Genomic DNA, 15,634 nt, shown 5'->3' on the forward strand with positions numbered 1-15,634 from the left:
GGATGTGAAGTTTTTCGATCCATTTCCCATTCCTGAATCATACTTATTTTTATCCAGCTATTGAATGTGTTGAAAGATTTCTTTAAGTAAATCTGCTTGTGTAAAAGGCTTACTCAAATAGCCTGATGCTCTCACAATCTTAGCTTTGGCTTTATCTATAAAGCCTGTTCGACCCGTAATCATAATCACTGGTGTGTTTTTAAACTGAGAATGTTTTCGCACCAATGAACACAGTTCATAACCATCTAAATTGGGCATCTCGATGTCTAGTAAAATTATGTCTGGTTTCAGGCGAATAATTTGCATTAAAGCCTTCAATGGATCGTTGATGCCCACAACAGAAAACATTTGATCGTCTAAAAATCTTTGGATAGCATTCACTACTACTGGGCTGTCATCAATGCAGAAGATTGTGTAGATTTTTTTCTCTGTTTGTGGCTGGGAAATGAGTGGATGGTTATTGTTGCTAGCGTTAACAGGATGAGGCAATACCTTGGGAGAATGTGGCTTTGGCAATGGTTGCTGAGTTGGTATTGCAGATTGTGGCTGAACTGGAGGTACAACATGAAGATGCTGTTGCTGTCCCGAAACAGTTGAGGAGTTTGTTGTAGAGGTTTCCGTAGATGCCCTACCCTCATGGGAAGATGCTGCGCGTCTGTGGTGGGGGGCTTCCTGGTGGTTATCGGCGGGTTGCTGGAAAGATGCTCTTTGGCTGGTTTCCCGTAGATTAGCAACTGCAAATCCAGAAGCTGATTGGTCATTGCCTAGATGGTGTCGCCCTAATGCGGGTTGCTTTGATGGTGAAGAATCAATATTGCCTGGGCTTGACACACCGCGCGATCGCTTTTGACAACATTCGACTAGCAAGCGTATATCCAAGTGACAGAACTTTGGCATCTCATCCAAAAAGCTCTCAGGATTAAACTCGTAACTCCCCTCTTTTAAGTGTAGAAACGGCTCTAATACGTCTAGTGCCAAGTGTTCTATCAATATCCCGGCTTGACCAGAAGTAATATACTTCTGATTGACTAACCAGCAAATCGCTAGATAATCTGGATTCGGTATCGCCTGATTCTCAATCCCAGTTTCAAAGATCGCCTGCAACTGCTCTTTAATTCCATGATGAAGAGTAGGAATTTTTTGACTCAAACGCTGCAAGTGTTTGTAAAGCAGCTCAAACATTTTATCTGTACAGCAGGCATAAACTAGTCTTCCCTCCTCTACATAAATTGACCAAGAAGCTGAAGCGGTAAACACTTGCAAACAACCAGTAGTGGATTTACTAGTTATTTTCTTCAACAGAAACAGCGGTTGCAGTGTCTGATAAAATCTGTATCTATTGATAGGAAGTATCTTCATGGCTATGGCTCTCAGATAAAATCAAGTTTTACAAATGCAAGTCGTGAATATCCTTGCTATTGCCACACAGCAAAATGGCTCTACTAGTTGCCATGAAACAGCGCCTGTATCTTGCACTTACTTAACATTAGCTTAAACTTTAGGCACACTCATATAAAGAGTACGTGAAGCGGATGCTACTTGAAAACTAATAACGCCCTCCAATCGGAGAGCAACGCGCATCAGACGCCTAATTTTGAGTGGGTTGGGAGCTTCTGCGGCTTGAGTGCTTAGTTGGGATTCTGCTGTAAATGGCAGACAGGTAATGTACGCACAGACAGTGAAAGGTACTATCCAAATATTTGACAGGTAATCATACTTATTAGCAAGGCTCAGAGTGCGATCGCACATCTGCAAGCCGAAGATGGACGCTCAGAAGTATGGTGGCATATCTATTGTTGTATGCTCTAACTTAGTGAACTATGTCATTAGTTTTGATTAGTTTGTAGCAAGCACTTAGCACTATGGATGCGTGACGTCTTCCCGCAAGAATTGCACTTCATGCAAACCATCTAAACTCACCAAAACTAATGTAGTGTTCGCTAGTTGTTTGAATGCTTCCCTACTAAGTCCTACTTTTGCTCACAGCGAAATCTTTAATGACACGACAGGAATAGCGAACTCCTACCAATTGTGGCTGAGGAGATGCTTGGCTCAGCAATGGTGGAGTACAAGATACAACTGCTATTGGTTCAAAAGAAGGCAATTTCTTCATAAGTTCTGAAAACACCCTCTAAACTTTTGTCCTGATGATCTGGAAGATTGCCCTGATGATCTGGATAAGTAGTCATCTTGAAGAATTACAATTGCCTAATTAAATAATTTTGCTGTAATTCAACAAGTATACTGCATACCTAAAAAATAGAAATATCTTCCTAACATTTAGATTACTATAATTTCACGATAATAGTTAAAAACAACGTGAAAAATACTATTTCTAAGTAAAGAAAATGTGAAACTAAAGTTATTGGCATATGCGAAAAAATGTCAGGAATATTTCAATTCAAGTTTTAATTTTTTAGCTGCTGATACTTAAGTGTACATTTTTGTACACTTAAGATAAAGTTCATTAATTGCTTTTTAGCAGCTAGCATTGCTATAAATACTTCTATCAATATATACCAAATTATTCTGTGGGTTTAGATACATTTATATATTTATGGCTACTTTTTTATCAGGCTTCAAAAGTCAGAATAACTGCTTTTTATTACTCACATCATTAGGCTTTTCTAGGCTCACCATTGCATTAATCAACTTACGATGAACCTTGTCAAAGAGCTTAATTGAGCTGATTTAGTATGATATTGACTACTGAGGTATATATTCTTAAAATCCGAATTTAATCCGGATGAAATGTTTAGGTCAAAATGACAAGCATCTGAAGTATAGGCTGTATCTGCACCAGCGATATCTCAAAAAATACCAACCAGCTAATACATACTACAAAAGATTCAAGCTCATAGATAAAATTTGTACATTAACAATGATTGTTTTATTACCGTAAGAATATATATATAGGTTTTGTACACAAGAAATAATGTATGTTTAGTCAACAAATGTAAAAGTAAAAAATATTGCTCAGTTTTTCTAAAATCAAACTTTTCCGGATTACATGGTAAAAGTCATGTATTGTTATAAGCAAAAAAAAGTCTAGAGATGTTACACACGTTGTTTTTGAGTAAGCATCTCTAAAACTGCACAAGTTTAACTAGCAGCTTGTGATATAGCTTTTGGCAAACTGATATGTAAGATGTGAAACTCAGCAATTAAACATTATCCACATCCAAAATGACTAAATATATTTCCTCTTGTTCAACAACAATAAACTTTTAAAGTTGAGTATGGCAATGGGTGCTATGCCAGCATTGCTGTCACCCCTCATCCCTCTCAAGAAACATGAGGGAAACGTAAGAGAGATTTTGATACTTTTTTATGCCCAAATAAGTATGGGCATTTGTCTTAACAAGAACGAAAGGATTATAAAATCTTCTTCTGTGTGTGATAGCAGTTTGTTAAAATCGTAACGCCAACCACTCAACAAAACTTACAGCAATTATCAATAGAAGCTAAACTACAAAAACTGGAAGTAAAAGCAACGCAACTGTGACTGAAATTAGTTTACAAGTAGAAGAACAAGCAGAACGTTTAGATCGCTACTTAGCCGAAAAGTGTACAGATCTATCCCGTTCCCGTATCCAGCAGTTAATTGAACAAGGCCAAGTGCAACTCAATGGCAAAGTCTGCACATCTAAAAAGACAGGGGTGAAAGTGGGCGATCGCATTTCCTTAGAAATTCCCCCAGCAGAACCTCTCGAACTCGCAGCAGAAGATATCCCCCTAGACATCCTTTACGAAGACGATCAACTATTAATTCTCAATAAACCTGCGGGGTTAGTTGTCCATCCTGCACCCGGCCATCCCGATGGCACATTGGTTAACGCCATCTTAGCTCATTGTCCCAACCTACCCGGCATTGGCGGCGTGCAGCGTCCGGGAATTGTGCATCGATTGGATAAGGATACAACAGGGGCGATCGCTATTGCTAAAACTGAACATGCCCATCAACACCTACAAGCACAACTTAAAGCTAAAACCGCACAGCGAGAATATCTAGGGGTTGTCTACGGTGTTACGAAAACAGAAAGCGGTACAGTTAACTTGCCGATCGGTCGCCATCCGGTAGACCGCAAAAAAATGGCTGTTGTCTCCACAGAACAAGGCGGAAGACAAGCAGTTACTCATTGGCGAATATTAGAACGCTTAGGCAACTATACATTGATGCACTTTCAACTAGAAACCGGACGCACCCATCAAATTCGCGTCCACAGTGCCCACATGGGTCATCCTATTGTTGGCGATCCTGTTTATAGTTCCGGTCATTCGATAGGTGTGAATTTACCTGGTCAAGCACTCCATGCTTGGCGATTAAGGTTACAGCATCCAATTTCCGGACAGTGGATTGAAGTAACTGCGTCTCCTCCCCAAACCTTTACGACTCTTCTTGAAGTTTTGAGGCGGCGAGTTACTGTATCTTCCCAAAGAAAGTAAAGACTGAGAAATTTTACAGAATTTTCTTAACTCACCTTTACATATCTTCATGTACTCTTATGCATCAAAGCTTCTCTAAACCCGAGAAATATCTGCTTTTACCCAGGATGTTTGAGATAAATTTGCAGATTTGGATTTTAAGTATTTTGACTAATGTAGCAAGGCGATAAAACCGTTACATACAATACAGATTTTTTATTTGTACTCTTTGTGAGAGAGCTAACTAAATTTTGTTTTGACCAGAACAGGATCAAATATTATGTTGCTTTTCTAACCAATAATCTTATAGCAGCACATTTATGAAGTTATGTAATGAAAAGTAACTCAATGTAAATCAAGAATTAAATCAACAAGACTATAAGCTTATCTATTCATAAATTTCGTTGAATTATCTAGAGTTTTACACTTGTTAAATAAAGTTCATAAAAAAAGATCGCAAGCCATATATAAAATACGAACTAGGTTAAAAAGCAATTTAAAAAAATCAAGACAATCAAGGTTTTTTCGGGCTACATATTTGCACGTGGCAATCATTTTTTTTGATTTTTTAATGTGCAATATTTGCCATGTTTTATATTGCCTATTTGTCATGATGATGTGATTGCTTTTAACTCAGAATAAGCTTAATTAATGGCTTGAATTTGCTGCTGTGAATACGAGGAGAAAAAAATGCTTGACGCTTTTTCTAGAGTAGTTGAACAAGCTGATAAAAAAGGTGCTTACCTAAGCGGTGACGAAATCAACGGTCTCCAGGGAATGGTTGCTGATAGCAATAAGCGCCTAGATGTAGTTAACCGACTCACCAGCAACGCTTCCTCCATAGTGGCGAATGCTTATCGTGCTTTAGTTGCAGAACGTCCACAAGTATTTAATCCTGGTGGTGCTTGCTTCCACCATCGCAACCAGGCTGCTTGCATCCGCGATTTAGGATTTATTCTGCGTTATGTCACCTATTCAGTTTTGGCAGGTGATGCCAGCGTTATGGACGATCGCTGTTTGAACGGTTTGCGTGAAACCTATCAAGCTCTTGGTACTCCTGGTGATGCAGTTGCTTCTGGAATTCAAAAAATGAAGGAAGCTGCCATCAATATTGCTAACGATCCCAATGGCATTACCAGAGGTGATTGCAGTCAGTTAATGTCTGAAGTAGCTAGCTATTTTGACCGCGCTGCTTCTGCCGTTGCTTAATATATTGCTCGTCATGCTTTGCACTTTTAAAAAATGTCCTTTGTCATTAGTCATTGGTCATTTGTAATTGCAAAAAAATTAAAGATGCAAGTGAAATGCGTGACATGTTTGCAGAATTTTTTTCAAGACATTTTTGAGTAATTTGTTGGCAATTTTTGGAGAATAAGTAAATTATGAAAACCCCATTGACTGAAGCGATCGCCGCCGCTGATGTTCGCGGATCTTACCTGAGCAACACCGAATTGCAAGCAGTATTTGGTCGTTTCAACCGCGCTCGTGCTGGTTTAGAAGCTGCTAAAGCATTTGCTGACAATGGTAAGAGATGGGCGGAAGCAGCAGCCAATCATGTATATCAAAAATTCCCCTACACCACCCAAATGCAAGGGCCTCAGTACGCTTCCACTCCAGAAGGCAAATCTAAGTGCGTACGTGATATTGACCACTATTTACGTACAATCAGCTACTGCTGTGTAGTTGGTGGCACTGGCCCCTTGGATGAATACGTAGTTGCAGGCTTAAAGGAATTCAACGGCGCTCTTGGCTTATCTCCCAGCTGGTATGTAGCGGCTCTAGAATTTGTCCGTGATAATCATGGGTTGAGTGGTGATGTTGCTGGTGAAGCCAACACCTATATCAACTATGCAATTAACGCATTGAGCTAAATTTACACAACTAGTGTCTTTTGTCCTTATTTAATGGCTAATGGCTAATGGCTAATCGAGACTGGTTAGTGATTAGTGGATAGTGGATAGTGGATAGTGGATAGTGGTCAAAAAACAACTACTAACTACTAACTACTAACTACTAACTACTAACAACAGTGCAATTAGCAATTGGCGATTAGCCATTCGTCATGTTTTAAAAAAGAAACGATTAGAATGGAGCGATTGTAAAGATGACTACTTCAGTCGCAGAACGCCTAGCAATTAGAGATGAGATAGGCAAAAAAGTAGAACTGCGCCAAAATTGGGACGAAGATGATTTGCAGGTGGTGTTTCGGGCTGCCTACGAGCAAATTTTTGGTCGTCAAGGTGTGTATGCCAGCCAAAAATTCACCAGCGCCGAAGCAATGCTGCGTAACGGTAAAATCACCGTTAAACAATTTGTTGAAATTTTAGCAAAATCTGAATTTTACAGAGAATGCTTCTTTTACAAAAACTCGCAAGTGCGGTTCATTGAATTGAACTACAAGCATTTGTTGGGACGCGCACCCTACGATCAATCCGAAATCGCATACCACACAGACCTCTACGCTTCTGGTGGTTACAACGCTGAAATCGAATCCTACATTTACAGTTCAGAATATGACAATGCCTTCGGTAATTACATTGTTCCCTATTACCGTGGGTTTCAGTCAATTCCTGGCATGAAAACAGTGGGATATAACCGCATCTTCGAGCTTTACCGTGGTAGGGGTAACAGTGATAACGCCCAGTTTGGTGGTAAAAGTTCGCGCTTGCGGTCGAAAATCGCGATGAACATGTCAAATATGATTACGGCACCATTGTCGCCAGGTTTTGGCTTTGCATCACTAGCACCAACCTTAGTCAGTTCTCCTGCAATGGGAGATGCTCGCATGTTTATCGTCGAAGCGATCGCTGGTGGACTAAACACGAAAGTAGCAGTGCGTCGTAGCAGACAAGTTTACACCGTACCCTACGAGCGACTCTCTGCTACCTACCAAGAAATTCACAAGCGTGGCGGCAAGATAGTTAAGATTGCGCCAGCCTCGTAGAAAAAGGGGGAAAGGGGATAGGGGATAGGGGAAAGGGTAATGGTTAGTGGTTATTAATCATGCTTAATTCCCGATCCCTAATCCCCAATCCCCGATCCCTAATCCCTAATCCCAATCCAAAATCCAAAATCCAAAATCGAATGACTGCTGCTTATTCTGCCGAACCAATTCTTTCTCCCCAAGCAGCGATCACCGCACTCAAGGGCGAAGATAACCAAATTCGCTATTACGCTGCTTGGTGGTTGGGGAAGCATCAGGTGCAAGCAGGCTGTATGGCGTTGTGTGAAGCCCTGTTTGATGAACTTTATCGCATTCCATCAGGAGGGTATCCCCTGCGCCGTCAAGCTGCACGGGCTTTAGGGCAACTGAAGAATCCCCAAGCAGTGCCAGCGTTAATTGCTGCACTGGCATGTGATGACGATCTGCACCTGCGGGAAGCGGTGATTCAGGCTCTAGCAGCGATTGGCGACAAGCGGGCTGTTGAGCCATTGCTAAATCTCTTGCAATCTAGCCAACAGCAACCCTATGAAGCCTTGATTGAAGCACTAGCCACTTTGCAAGTCTGGTCTGTTCGTCCTCAGATAGAACCTTTTTTCAAGCATCCTTCTGAACGGGTGCAATGTGCTGCGGCGCGGTATTTGTATCTTTTGACTCAAGAACCCCAATACATCGAACGTATTGTCAATAATCTCAACCATGACAATATGTATTTGCGCTGGGCAGCCATATTTGATTTGGGAGCTGTTGGGCATCGCCAAGCAGTAGATGCAATTCTCGCTGCTCGGGTTCCCAACAGTCTCAAACTGTTAAATTTGAAACGCATTCTCGAAGCTTTATTAGATAGCGATCGCCCCAATCAGGAAACAATCGAGTTACTTTTTAAAGCAATTGATGATTTGTTAATTCAGCTTTGAGTTAGGGAATCGTTAGTAGTTGTAGAGACGTGCCATGGCACGTCTGTACATTGGTTAGTAGTTGGTTTTTTACCACTAACCACTAACTACTAACCACTAACCCAGTCATTTTTTATGTCTGCAATCCTTAACAATCATGAATAAACTGAAATTTACAGATAGCGAGCAACTAGTTTCGCAATTAAACCGCAGCTCATCGCCAACAGATGCGATATCTGCAATTGCGGCCATATCTGCTAGTGAAATTACGGAAACAGCAGCAATTTCTGCCCTCATCCAAGCTTTAAGCTATCATCATGCTACTGTAGCTACGGCAGCAGTTGAAGCGTTGGTAAAGTTAGCACCTGCAACCGTAGAAGCACTAATTACTGCCTACCGCAGTTCTACCGATCAGGGCTTGCAAGCCTATATAATTCAAGCTCTAGCCCAAATTGGCGACGACCGAGCATTTGATGTGTTAGCAGAAGTTGTTGGTACAGCAGTAGCCAATCACTGTCAGGGAAACGTCCGGCGCATTGCAGCACGCGGACTGGGAAAGATTGGCAGTACTACTGATGACCCAGAAGCGATCCGCCATGCTGTTGAAAAATTGACTTGGGCGTTACTCACTCCAGAAGATTGGGGACTACGTTACGCGGCTGCTGTTTCTTTGCAAGAAATTGCCACACCAGAAGCTAAAGCAGCCTTGCAGGTGGGGCTTAATCAAGAAGCAGATAAAGTTGTGCGATCGCGCATCTCAACATCTGTAGAAAAAAATTTGTCACATTAACTACAGACTGGAAATAAAAAAATCAGCAGGATGAGAGGAATTTATTTTTCTGCCCACCCCTTCCTCTCCTCCTGCTTGTTCTGCTTTCAAAACTTAATCAGTCTCCACAATACTTCCCCCTCTCCCACTCTCCCGCTAAGGCGATAAATTTCTGCAACTAGCGGCAATATTTAGATTTTTTTGTTACAAAGTCTTAACATACAGTGGTTGATCGATCAAAGTCATGTTGAACTTGAATAGATTGTTATATATGGGTTTGATAAAAGCTTAAAAAAATATAAACAAAGAAAAGTTGCGTCAGTTTTTACTTTTTTGTTAAGTTAAGTTACGAAAAAATCATCCTAATCTCAGTTACAGCCCTTGCATGTAAAGGTTTTGAGGCTTTTCTTATTGGTATATCTCATTTATTCATAATTTGTAACAGATAATGCCCCTATAGCGTTGTATAAACATAAGCTGGAGGGGTTAAATAACAGGTAAAACTTAAAGGTGGCAATCAATTCATAAAGTTTGCCAGTTTCTCATAAAATCACCCCAGTTTCTCATTTTTCTTGTTAAATTTTTTGAACGAGGAAAATGAACAACAAACTTAGAGAAACCCTCTCGTTCAATGTCTGTTATTAACCGAATCCAATTTGATAAAACAATAGCCAGTTTTAATCAAGACAGCACTCAACTAAGGAATTAGGAGAATATTCCATGTTAGACGCATTTGCCAAGGTGGTTTCTCAAGCTGACTCCAGAGGCGAATTTTTGAGCAACGAGCAACTCGATGCTTTGAGCAATATGGTAAAAGACGGCAACAAGCGCCTGGATGTTGTAAACCGCATCACCAGCAATGCTTCCACCATCGTTACCAACGCTGCTCGTGCTTTGTTTGAAGAACAGCCCCAGTTGATTTCTCCTGGTGGCAACGCTTACACCAACCGTCGCATGGCTGCTTGCCTCCGCGACATGGAAATCATCTTGCGCTATGTTACCTACGCTATCCTCGCAGGTGATGCCAGCGTTCTCGATGACCGTTGCTTAAATGGCTTGCGCGAAACCTACCAAGCTCTGGGTACTCCTGGTTCTTCCGTGGCAGTTGGCGTTCAGAAAATGAAAGAAGCTGCGGTTAATATTGCTAACGACCCCAACGGTATCACTAAGGGAGATTGCAGTCAGTTAATGTCTGAAGTAGCTAGCTACTTCGATCGCGCTGCTGCCGCAGTTGCCTAATTTTAAGAACACAGCAAAAAAGCCCAGAACCTAAAAAATAGGTATCTAGGCAAAAGTTTACGAAACGTAAAGGAGATCTTACACCATGAAAACACCCATTACCGAAGCAATCGCAGCTGCTGATACCCAAGGACGTTTTCTGAGCAACACCGAGCTGCAAGCTGTTCGTGGTCGTTTGGAGCGTGCTACTGCTAGCATGGAAGCTGCTCGCGCTTTAACTTCCAACGCTCAGCGCTTGATTGATGGTGCAGCTCAAGCTGTATATCAGAAGTTCCCCTTCACCACCCAAATGAGCGGACCTCAGTACGCTTCTGATTCTCGCGGTAAGTCCAAGTGCGCTCGTGACATCGGCCACTACCTGCGGATGGTTACCTACTGCTTGGTTGCAGGTGGCACCGGTCCAATGGATGAGTATCTAATTGCTGGTTTGGATGAAATCAACAGCGCTTTTGAATTGTCCCCCAGCTGGTACGTAGAAGCTTTGAAATACATCAAAGCTAATCATGGTTTGTCTGGTCAAGCTGCTAACGAAGCCAACACCTACATTGATTACGCAATCAACGCTCTTAGCTAGATAGCGTAATGCCCGGAGAGGGATGCAGCTGTATGGAATTACCTAGCAGTTGAATCTCGCTCCGGGCATAGTTTTATCTGAAGATTGATAAAAAATATTTATCAAACGCGCAAAGGAATCTGAGCGTGTAAATAAATAGGGGGAAAAAATGGCGATTACAGCAGCAGCATCCAGGTTGGGAACAGAAGCTTTTAGCAGCACTAATGCAGCTAAAGTTGAACTGCGTCCCAATGCCAGTAGAGATGAAGTAGAAGCAGTGATTCGCGCCGTATATCGGCAAGTTTTGGGCAATGACTACATCATGGCATCGGAACGCCTTGTCAGTGCCGAATCACTCCTGCGAGATGGTAACCTGACAGTGCGGGAGTTTGTACGTAGCGTTGCCAAGTCAGAGATCTACAAGAAGAAGTTTTTCTACAACAGCTTCCAAACCCGGTTTATTGAACTCAACTACAAGCATTTGTTGGGTCGTGCTCCTTACGATGAGTCTGAGGTGATTTTCCACTTAGACTTGTACCAGAACCAAGGGTACGATACTGAAATTGACTCCTACATAGATTCAGTTGAATACCTGAACAACTTCGGCGACAACATTGTCCCTTATTATCGCGGTTTTGAAATTCAAACCGGACAAAAAACCGCTGGCTTTACCCGGATGTTCCGCTTGTATCGGGGTTATGCCAATAGCGATCGCGCCCAGGTAGAAGGCAGCAAAACCCGGCTAGCCCGCGAACTAGCAACCAATAGCACTTCCTCAATTGTCGGGCCATCTGGCAGCAATACTAACTGGGGATACCGTGCAAGTGCGGATGTGACTCCCAGAAAGAATATGGGAAATGCTGTAGGAGAGAGCGATCGCGTTTATCGCATCGAAGTAACCGGACAGCGCAACCCTGGTTTCCCCAGCGTGCGTCGCAGCAGCTATGCGGTCGTCGTACCCTACGAGCGCCTTTTGGATAAAATGGAGCAAATTAAACGCCAAGGTGGCAAAATTGTCAGCATCACACCAGCGTAACAAAGTGAAAAGTTAGGAGTGGGGTTATGAGTTAAGAGTTATGAGTCATGAGTTATGAGTTATGGGTTAAAGAAAATATAAATTCAAAACTCCATAATTCTTAACTCCTAACTCTTAACTTCTAGCTCCTAACTCCTAACAATTGCCTAAAAGCTAATTTTACAGGAGAGGTTAAAAGGATGTTCGGTCAAACCACAGTTGGTGCTAATGGCATTTCCAGTGCAAACAGCCGGATGTTTCGCTATGAAGTCGTAGGCTTGCGGCAAAACGAAGAAAACGATAAGAATAATTACGACATCCGCAACAGTGGCAGCGTATTTATCACCGTGCCATACAACCGCATGAACGAAGAAATGCAGCGGATTACTCGTATGGGCGGTAGAATCGTCAAAATTGAACCTTTAGTCTCTGCGGGCGAGTAAGCTGCTAGTTAACGCTTTGGTGATGATAGAACCGAGTGCGGAAGAATATTTACAAGAAAACGCGCCGCCACTGACAAAAGAGCAGGCGATCGCTAACCTGCAATCTCCAGATTTAAGTCTCCGCTATTATGCCGCTTGGTGGTTGGGTAAGTTTCGTGTCCGCGATCGGGCTGTTGTCGATGCCTTGATTGTGGCGTTAGAGGATGAAGCTGACACAACCGAAATGGGAGGCTATCCTCTACGCCGCAATGCCGCCAGAGCATTAGGGAAATTGGGTGACACTCGCGCTGTACCAGGCTTGATCCAATGTTTGGAATGCTCTGATTTCTATGTGCGTGAGGCAGCTGCCCAGTCCTTAGCAATGCTGGGAGACATAACAGCAGCCCCGGCATTAATGCAATTGCTGGGCGGAGGTGTAGCAGCTGCGGTGACAGTACCGGGACGCCCACACTTAACCCAGCCCTACGAAGCGGTGTTAGAAGCCTTAGGAGCTATTGGTGCTACTGAGGCTGTTTCCCTAATAGAACCCTTCCTTGAGCATCCAGTACCACGAGTGCAGTGTGCAGCCGCAAGAGCAATGTACCAACTCACACAAGACACCTCCTATGGAGAACGTTTAGTGAAAGTGTTGGACAGCAGCGATTTAAAATTGCGCCGCGTTGCTTTAGGGGACTTAGGTGCTATGGGGTATTTGCCAGCAGCAGATGCGATCGCCAATGCCAAGGTTGAAAATAGTTTTAAACTGATTGCCCTCAAAGGGCTGCTAGAACATCAACTTCAACAAGAGTTAGATGTTTCCTCCTTTGGTGAGGATGCCCTTCGGGTAATGAACTTAATGGATTCACTGTTGTAGTGATTGGTTAGTGGTTAGTGGTTAGTAGTTACCAACTAACTACTAACTACTAACTACTAACTACTAACTCTTGACCAATGACCAACACCCAACAATTAATTCGTGACGTTGCACAAGCAGACTCACCAGCGCAAATGGTAGCAGCAGTACAAAAATTGGCAGCTGCAAAAGATGAGGCGGCAATTGGGACGTTAATTGCTGTGTTTGGTTATAACAATCCAGCCGCAGCAGTGGCAGCAGTCGCCGGATTGACGCAGTTAGGAGAAGTAGCTGTACCACAGCTGCTAGCACAGATTGATGATTATAACTATGGTGCAAGGGCTTACTCGATTCGTGCCTTGGCTGCGATCGCCGATCCTCGCGCCCTAGATGTGTTGCTAGCATCAGCTGCTACTGACTTTGCTCCCAGCGTTCGTCGTGCCGCAGCCAAAGGATTGGGAAACTTGCGCTTTTCAAAACTAGATATCACAGAACGCCAAAAAGCGCAAGCAAAAGCATTGGAAACCCTAATGTTCATTTCCCGAGATGCGGACTGGTCGATTCGTTATGCTGCTGTCGTCGGTTTGCAAGCCTTGGCGAAAATACCTGAACTGCAACAGCCAATCCAGGCGAAATTTGCAGAAATACTGGCTACTGATGCTGAAAACGCTATCCGTGCTCGCGTGCATCTAGCTCAAAGACAAGTATTGGTTAGTAGTTAGTAGTTAGTAGTTAGTAGTTAGTAGTTAGTAGTTAGTAGTTATTTGACCACTGACCACTATCCACTAACCAGTCTCTGCGAAACCCTAAAAAAGGTAAGAAGTTAAAGATGGCGATACCATTACTTCAATCTACTCCAACTACGCAAAATCAGCGTGTCGAAGGCTACGAAGTAGCTAGCGAAGATACACCGACAATTTATCGCTTAGCCGATGCTACCTCAGATGCGGATATTGACGCCATCATTTGGGCAGCATATCGGCAGATATTTAGCGAACACCTCATTTTAGAAAAATATCGCCAACCCTACTTAGAATCGCAATTACGCAATCGGGCAATCAACGTCCGGGATTTTATTCGGGGATTGGGCAAATCTGACGTTTACCGCGACGAAGTAGCAGAAACCAACTCGAACTACCGTTTAGTAGACATTAGCTTTAAGCGGTTTTTGGGACGCGCTACCTACGGTAAAGACGAGCAAATTTCCTGGTCGATCGTGATTGCGACCAAAGGTTTACATGGCTTTATTGACGCCCTAGTAGACTCAGATGAGTACCGCCAGAACTTTGGCGATGACATTGTACCCTTCCAGCGTCGCCGCTTTAAAGATCGACCATTTAACTTGGTTAACCCTCGCTATAACGATTACTGGCGCGGTCGTTTGATTGAAACATACTTGGGAGGCCGTTCCTTCTATCAAGTTGTACGCACAGGACAAGCAGTACAGCGAGGAGTTCGTCAAGCAATTCCAGCCAACTTTCTGTCAATGGCTGCGAGTGTAACACCAGGCGGGGCAGAATATCAACGTTCGAGCGATCGCGCTAGAAATATTGCTTCTAGTATACAGATTCCTGACACAACCCGCGAATCTGCAACCCTGCCCCCAACCGTGAAACCTGTACAAGTTGCATTGCCTTATCGTTACATTCCTGGTAACAAAACAACCTAAATAGTCATTAGTCAATAGTCATTAGTCATTAGTTATTAGTAAAAAACAAATGACAAATGACAAATAACAAAGGACAGATATTAACAATGTCAATACCTCTATTGCAATATAAACCGAGTTCCCAGAACCAGCGTGTTCCTGGTTACGAAGTACCTAACGAAGATACTCCCAGAATCTATCGCTTAGAAGATTCTCCTACTGAAAGCGAAATCAAAGAATTAATTTGGGCTGGGTATCGGCAAGTATTCAGCGAACACGAAAACCTGCAATTTTATCGCCAAAAAAATTTAGAATCCCAGTTAAAGAACCGGGCAATTACCACACGCGATTTTATTCGTGGTTTAGCAAAATCAGAAGCATTCCGTCGCCTAGTTGTAGAGACAAACTCTAACTACCGCGTCGTGGAACTTTGCCTCAAACGGTTTTTAGGTCGTGCACCTTACAACAAAGACGAAGAAATTGCTTGGTCAATTACAATTGCTACCAAAGGTTTTAGTGGCTTTGTTGATGCTTTGATAGACTCTGAAGAGTATCAAACCAACTTTGGTGATAATACTATTCCCTACCAACGCCGTCGCTTTAAAGATAGACCCTTTAATTTGGTAACACCTCGTTACGGTAATTACTGGCGCGATAAACAAGAAACTGAGCGCTACAAGTGGGGTGATATTAATAACTTCTTGGATATGGCGAAGTCCATTGAAATTAAGACAGTTTCCTACACCCCTGTTAGTACTGCTAACATCCAAATTCCCGATACAACACGGGAGGCAAAACCGCAGGGTATTCCTGTTTCTATCAGTCCGAGTGCGAGTTTTCCTGTACGTTAAGCTAAAGTAAAGTAGTTAGTAG

At 42.7% G+C, this 15,634-nt stretch carries 16 protein-coding genes; 14 read left to right on the top strand and 2 right to left on the bottom strand.

Going from position 1 to position 15,634, the window contains the following annotated elements:
• Positions 1-57: 57 nt before the first annotated feature.
• Both FIS9605_RS0135195 and FIS9605_RS0135200 read right to left on the bottom strand, forming a co-directional pair.
• Positions 58-1,359: a response regulator gene (locus FIS9605_RS0135195; protein WP_026736657.1), complete on the bottom strand. Its 1,302-nt coding sequence runs from the start codon at positions 1,357-1,359 to the stop codon at positions 58-60.
• 132 nt (positions 1,360-1,491) lie between these two features.
• The gene (locus FIS9605_RS0135200; RefSeq protein ID WP_026736658.1) at positions 1,492-1,749 is read right to left on the bottom strand and encodes a hypothetical protein; all 258 of its coding nucleotides are present in this window, start codon (positions 1,747-1,749) and stop codon (positions 1,492-1,494) included.
• A gap of 1,752 nt (positions 1,750-3,501) precedes the next feature.
• On the opposite strand from FIS9605_RS0135200, the gene FIS9605_RS0135210 reads away from it, so the two are divergent.
• The 14 genes from FIS9605_RS0135210 to FIS9605_RS0135275 all read left to right on the top strand — a co-directional run bounded on the left by FIS9605_RS0135210 (position 3,502) and on the right by FIS9605_RS0135275 (position 15,612).
• Positions 3,502-4,446 carry an RluA family pseudouridine synthase gene (locus FIS9605_RS0135210; RefSeq protein WP_026736659.1) on the top strand — a complete coding sequence of 315 codons (945 nt, stop codon included), beginning with the start codon at positions 3,502-3,504 and terminating at the stop codon, positions 4,444-4,446.
• A gap of 669 nt (positions 4,447-5,115) precedes the next feature.
• Entirely contained in the window at positions 5,116-5,634 is a 519-nt protein-coding gene (locus FIS9605_RS0135215; RefSeq protein ID WP_026736660.1) for a phycocyanin/phycoerythrocyanin subunit beta, read from the top strand.
• 170 nt (positions 5,635-5,804) lie between these two features.
• On the top strand, positions 5,805-6,296 hold the full coding sequence (locus FIS9605_RS0135220; RefSeq protein WP_197036244.1) for a phycocyanin alpha subunit: 492 nt from the start codon (positions 5,805-5,807) through the stop codon (positions 6,294-6,296).
• A gap of 233 nt (positions 6,297-6,529) precedes the next feature.
• Complete coding sequence (locus FIS9605_RS0135225; RefSeq protein WP_026736662.1) at positions 6,530-7,369, top strand: phycobilisome linker polypeptide; 840 nt, start codon at positions 6,530-6,532, stop codon at positions 7,367-7,369.
• Positions 7,370-7,509: 140 nt separating this feature from the next.
• Positions 7,510-8,283, top strand: a complete 774-nt coding sequence (locus FIS9605_RS0135230) for a HEAT repeat domain-containing protein (RefSeq protein WP_026736663.1) — start codon at positions 7,510-7,512, stop codon at positions 8,281-8,283.
• 136 nt (positions 8,284-8,419) lie between these two features.
• Entirely contained in the window at positions 8,420-9,052 is a 633-nt protein-coding gene (locus tag FIS9605_RS0135235) for a HEAT repeat domain-containing protein (protein WP_026736664.1), read from the top strand.
• A 699-nt stretch (positions 9,053-9,751) separates the two neighbouring features.
• Positions 9,752-10,270, top strand: coding sequence for a phycocyanin subunit beta (locus tag FIS9605_RS0135240; protein ID WP_026736665.1), 519 nt, complete (start codon positions 9,752-9,754; stop codon positions 10,268-10,270).
• 85 nt (positions 10,271-10,355) lie between these two features.
• Positions 10,356-10,844 (top strand): phycocyanin subunit alpha, encoded by a 489-nt coding sequence (gene cpcA, locus FIS9605_RS0135245; RefSeq protein ID WP_026736666.1) that lies wholly within the window; start codon positions 10,356-10,358, stop codon positions 10,842-10,844.
• A 148-nt stretch (positions 10,845-10,992) separates the two neighbouring features.
• A complete protein-coding gene (locus tag FIS9605_RS0135250) occupies positions 10,993-11,859 on the top strand; it encodes a phycobilisome linker polypeptide (protein WP_026736667.1) in 867 nt (288 codons plus the stop codon).
• 179 nt (positions 11,860-12,038) lie between these two features.
• On the top strand, positions 12,039-12,281 hold the full coding sequence (locus tag FIS9605_RS0135255) for a phycobilisome linker polypeptide (RefSeq protein WP_026736668.1): 243 nt from the start codon (positions 12,039-12,041) through the stop codon (positions 12,279-12,281).
• 22 nt (positions 12,282-12,303) lie between these two features.
• Positions 12,304-13,134 (top strand): HEAT repeat domain-containing protein, encoded by an 831-nt coding sequence (locus FIS9605_RS0135260; RefSeq protein ID WP_026736669.1) that lies wholly within the window; start codon positions 12,304-12,306, stop codon positions 13,132-13,134.
• Between the two features lie 77 nt (positions 13,135-13,211).
• Entirely contained in the window at positions 13,212-13,835 is a 624-nt protein-coding gene (locus FIS9605_RS0135265; RefSeq protein ID WP_026736670.1) for a HEAT repeat domain-containing protein, read from the top strand.
• A 107-nt stretch (positions 13,836-13,942) separates the two neighbouring features.
• On the top strand, positions 13,943-14,782 hold the full coding sequence (locus FIS9605_RS0135270) for a phycobilisome rod-core linker polypeptide (RefSeq protein WP_026736671.1): 840 nt from the start codon (positions 13,943-13,945) through the stop codon (positions 14,780-14,782).
• Between the two features lie 86 nt (positions 14,783-14,868).
• Complete coding sequence (locus FIS9605_RS0135275; protein WP_026736672.1) at positions 14,869-15,612, top strand: phycobilisome rod-core linker polypeptide; 744 nt, start codon at positions 14,869-14,871, stop codon at positions 15,610-15,612.
• Positions 15,613-15,634: the final 22 nt, after the last annotated feature.

The organism is Fischerella sp. PCC 9605, assembly GCF_000517105.1.
In the GTDB taxonomy this organism is placed as follows: Bacteria; Cyanobacteriota; Cyanobacteriia; order Cyanobacteriales; family Nostocaceae; genus PCC9605.

Excerpts from the sequence above, each read along its gene's own strand:
- FIS9605_RS0135195 (WP_026736657.1), bottom strand. The coding sequence starts at position 1,359 with ATGAAGATACTTCCTATCAATAGATACAGATTTTATCAGACACTGCAA.
- FIS9605_RS0135200 (WP_026736658.1), bottom strand. The coding sequence starts at position 1,749 with ATGTGCGATCGCACTCTGAGCCTTGCTAATAAGTATGATTACCTGTCA.
- FIS9605_RS0135215 (WP_026736660.1), top strand. The coding sequence starts at position 5,116 with ATGCTTGACGCTTTTTCTAGAGTAGTTGAACAAGCTGATAAAAAAGGT.
- FIS9605_RS0135225 (WP_026736662.1), top strand. The coding sequence starts at position 6,530 with ATGACTACTTCAGTCGCAGAACGCCTAGCAATTAGAGATGAGATAGGC.
- FIS9605_RS0135230 (WP_026736663.1), top strand. The coding sequence starts at position 7,510 with ATGACTGCTGCTTATTCTGCCGAACCAATTCTTTCTCCCCAAGCAGCG.
- FIS9605_RS0135235 (WP_026736664.1), top strand. The coding sequence starts at position 8,420 with ATGAATAAACTGAAATTTACAGATAGCGAGCAACTAGTTTCGCAATTA.
- FIS9605_RS0135240 (WP_026736665.1), top strand. The coding sequence starts at position 9,752 with ATGTTAGACGCATTTGCCAAGGTGGTTTCTCAAGCTGACTCCAGAGGC.
- cpcA (WP_026736666.1), top strand. The coding sequence starts at position 10,356 with ATGAAAACACCCATTACCGAAGCAATCGCAGCTGCTGATACCCAAGGA.
- FIS9605_RS0135250 (WP_026736667.1), top strand. The coding sequence starts at position 10,993 with ATGGCGATTACAGCAGCAGCATCCAGGTTGGGAACAGAAGCTTTTAGC.
- FIS9605_RS0135255 (WP_026736668.1), top strand. The coding sequence starts at position 12,039 with ATGTTCGGTCAAACCACAGTTGGTGCTAATGGCATTTCCAGTGCAAAC.
- FIS9605_RS0135260 (WP_026736669.1), top strand. The coding sequence starts at position 12,304 with ATGATAGAACCGAGTGCGGAAGAATATTTACAAGAAAACGCGCCGCCA.
- FIS9605_RS0135265 (WP_026736670.1), top strand. The coding sequence starts at position 13,212 with ATGACCAACACCCAACAATTAATTCGTGACGTTGCACAAGCAGACTCA.
- FIS9605_RS0135270 (WP_026736671.1), top strand. The coding sequence starts at position 13,943 with ATGGCGATACCATTACTTCAATCTACTCCAACTACGCAAAATCAGCGT.
- FIS9605_RS0135275 (WP_026736672.1), top strand. The coding sequence starts at position 14,869 with ATGTCAATACCTCTATTGCAATATAAACCGAGTTCCCAGAACCAGCGT.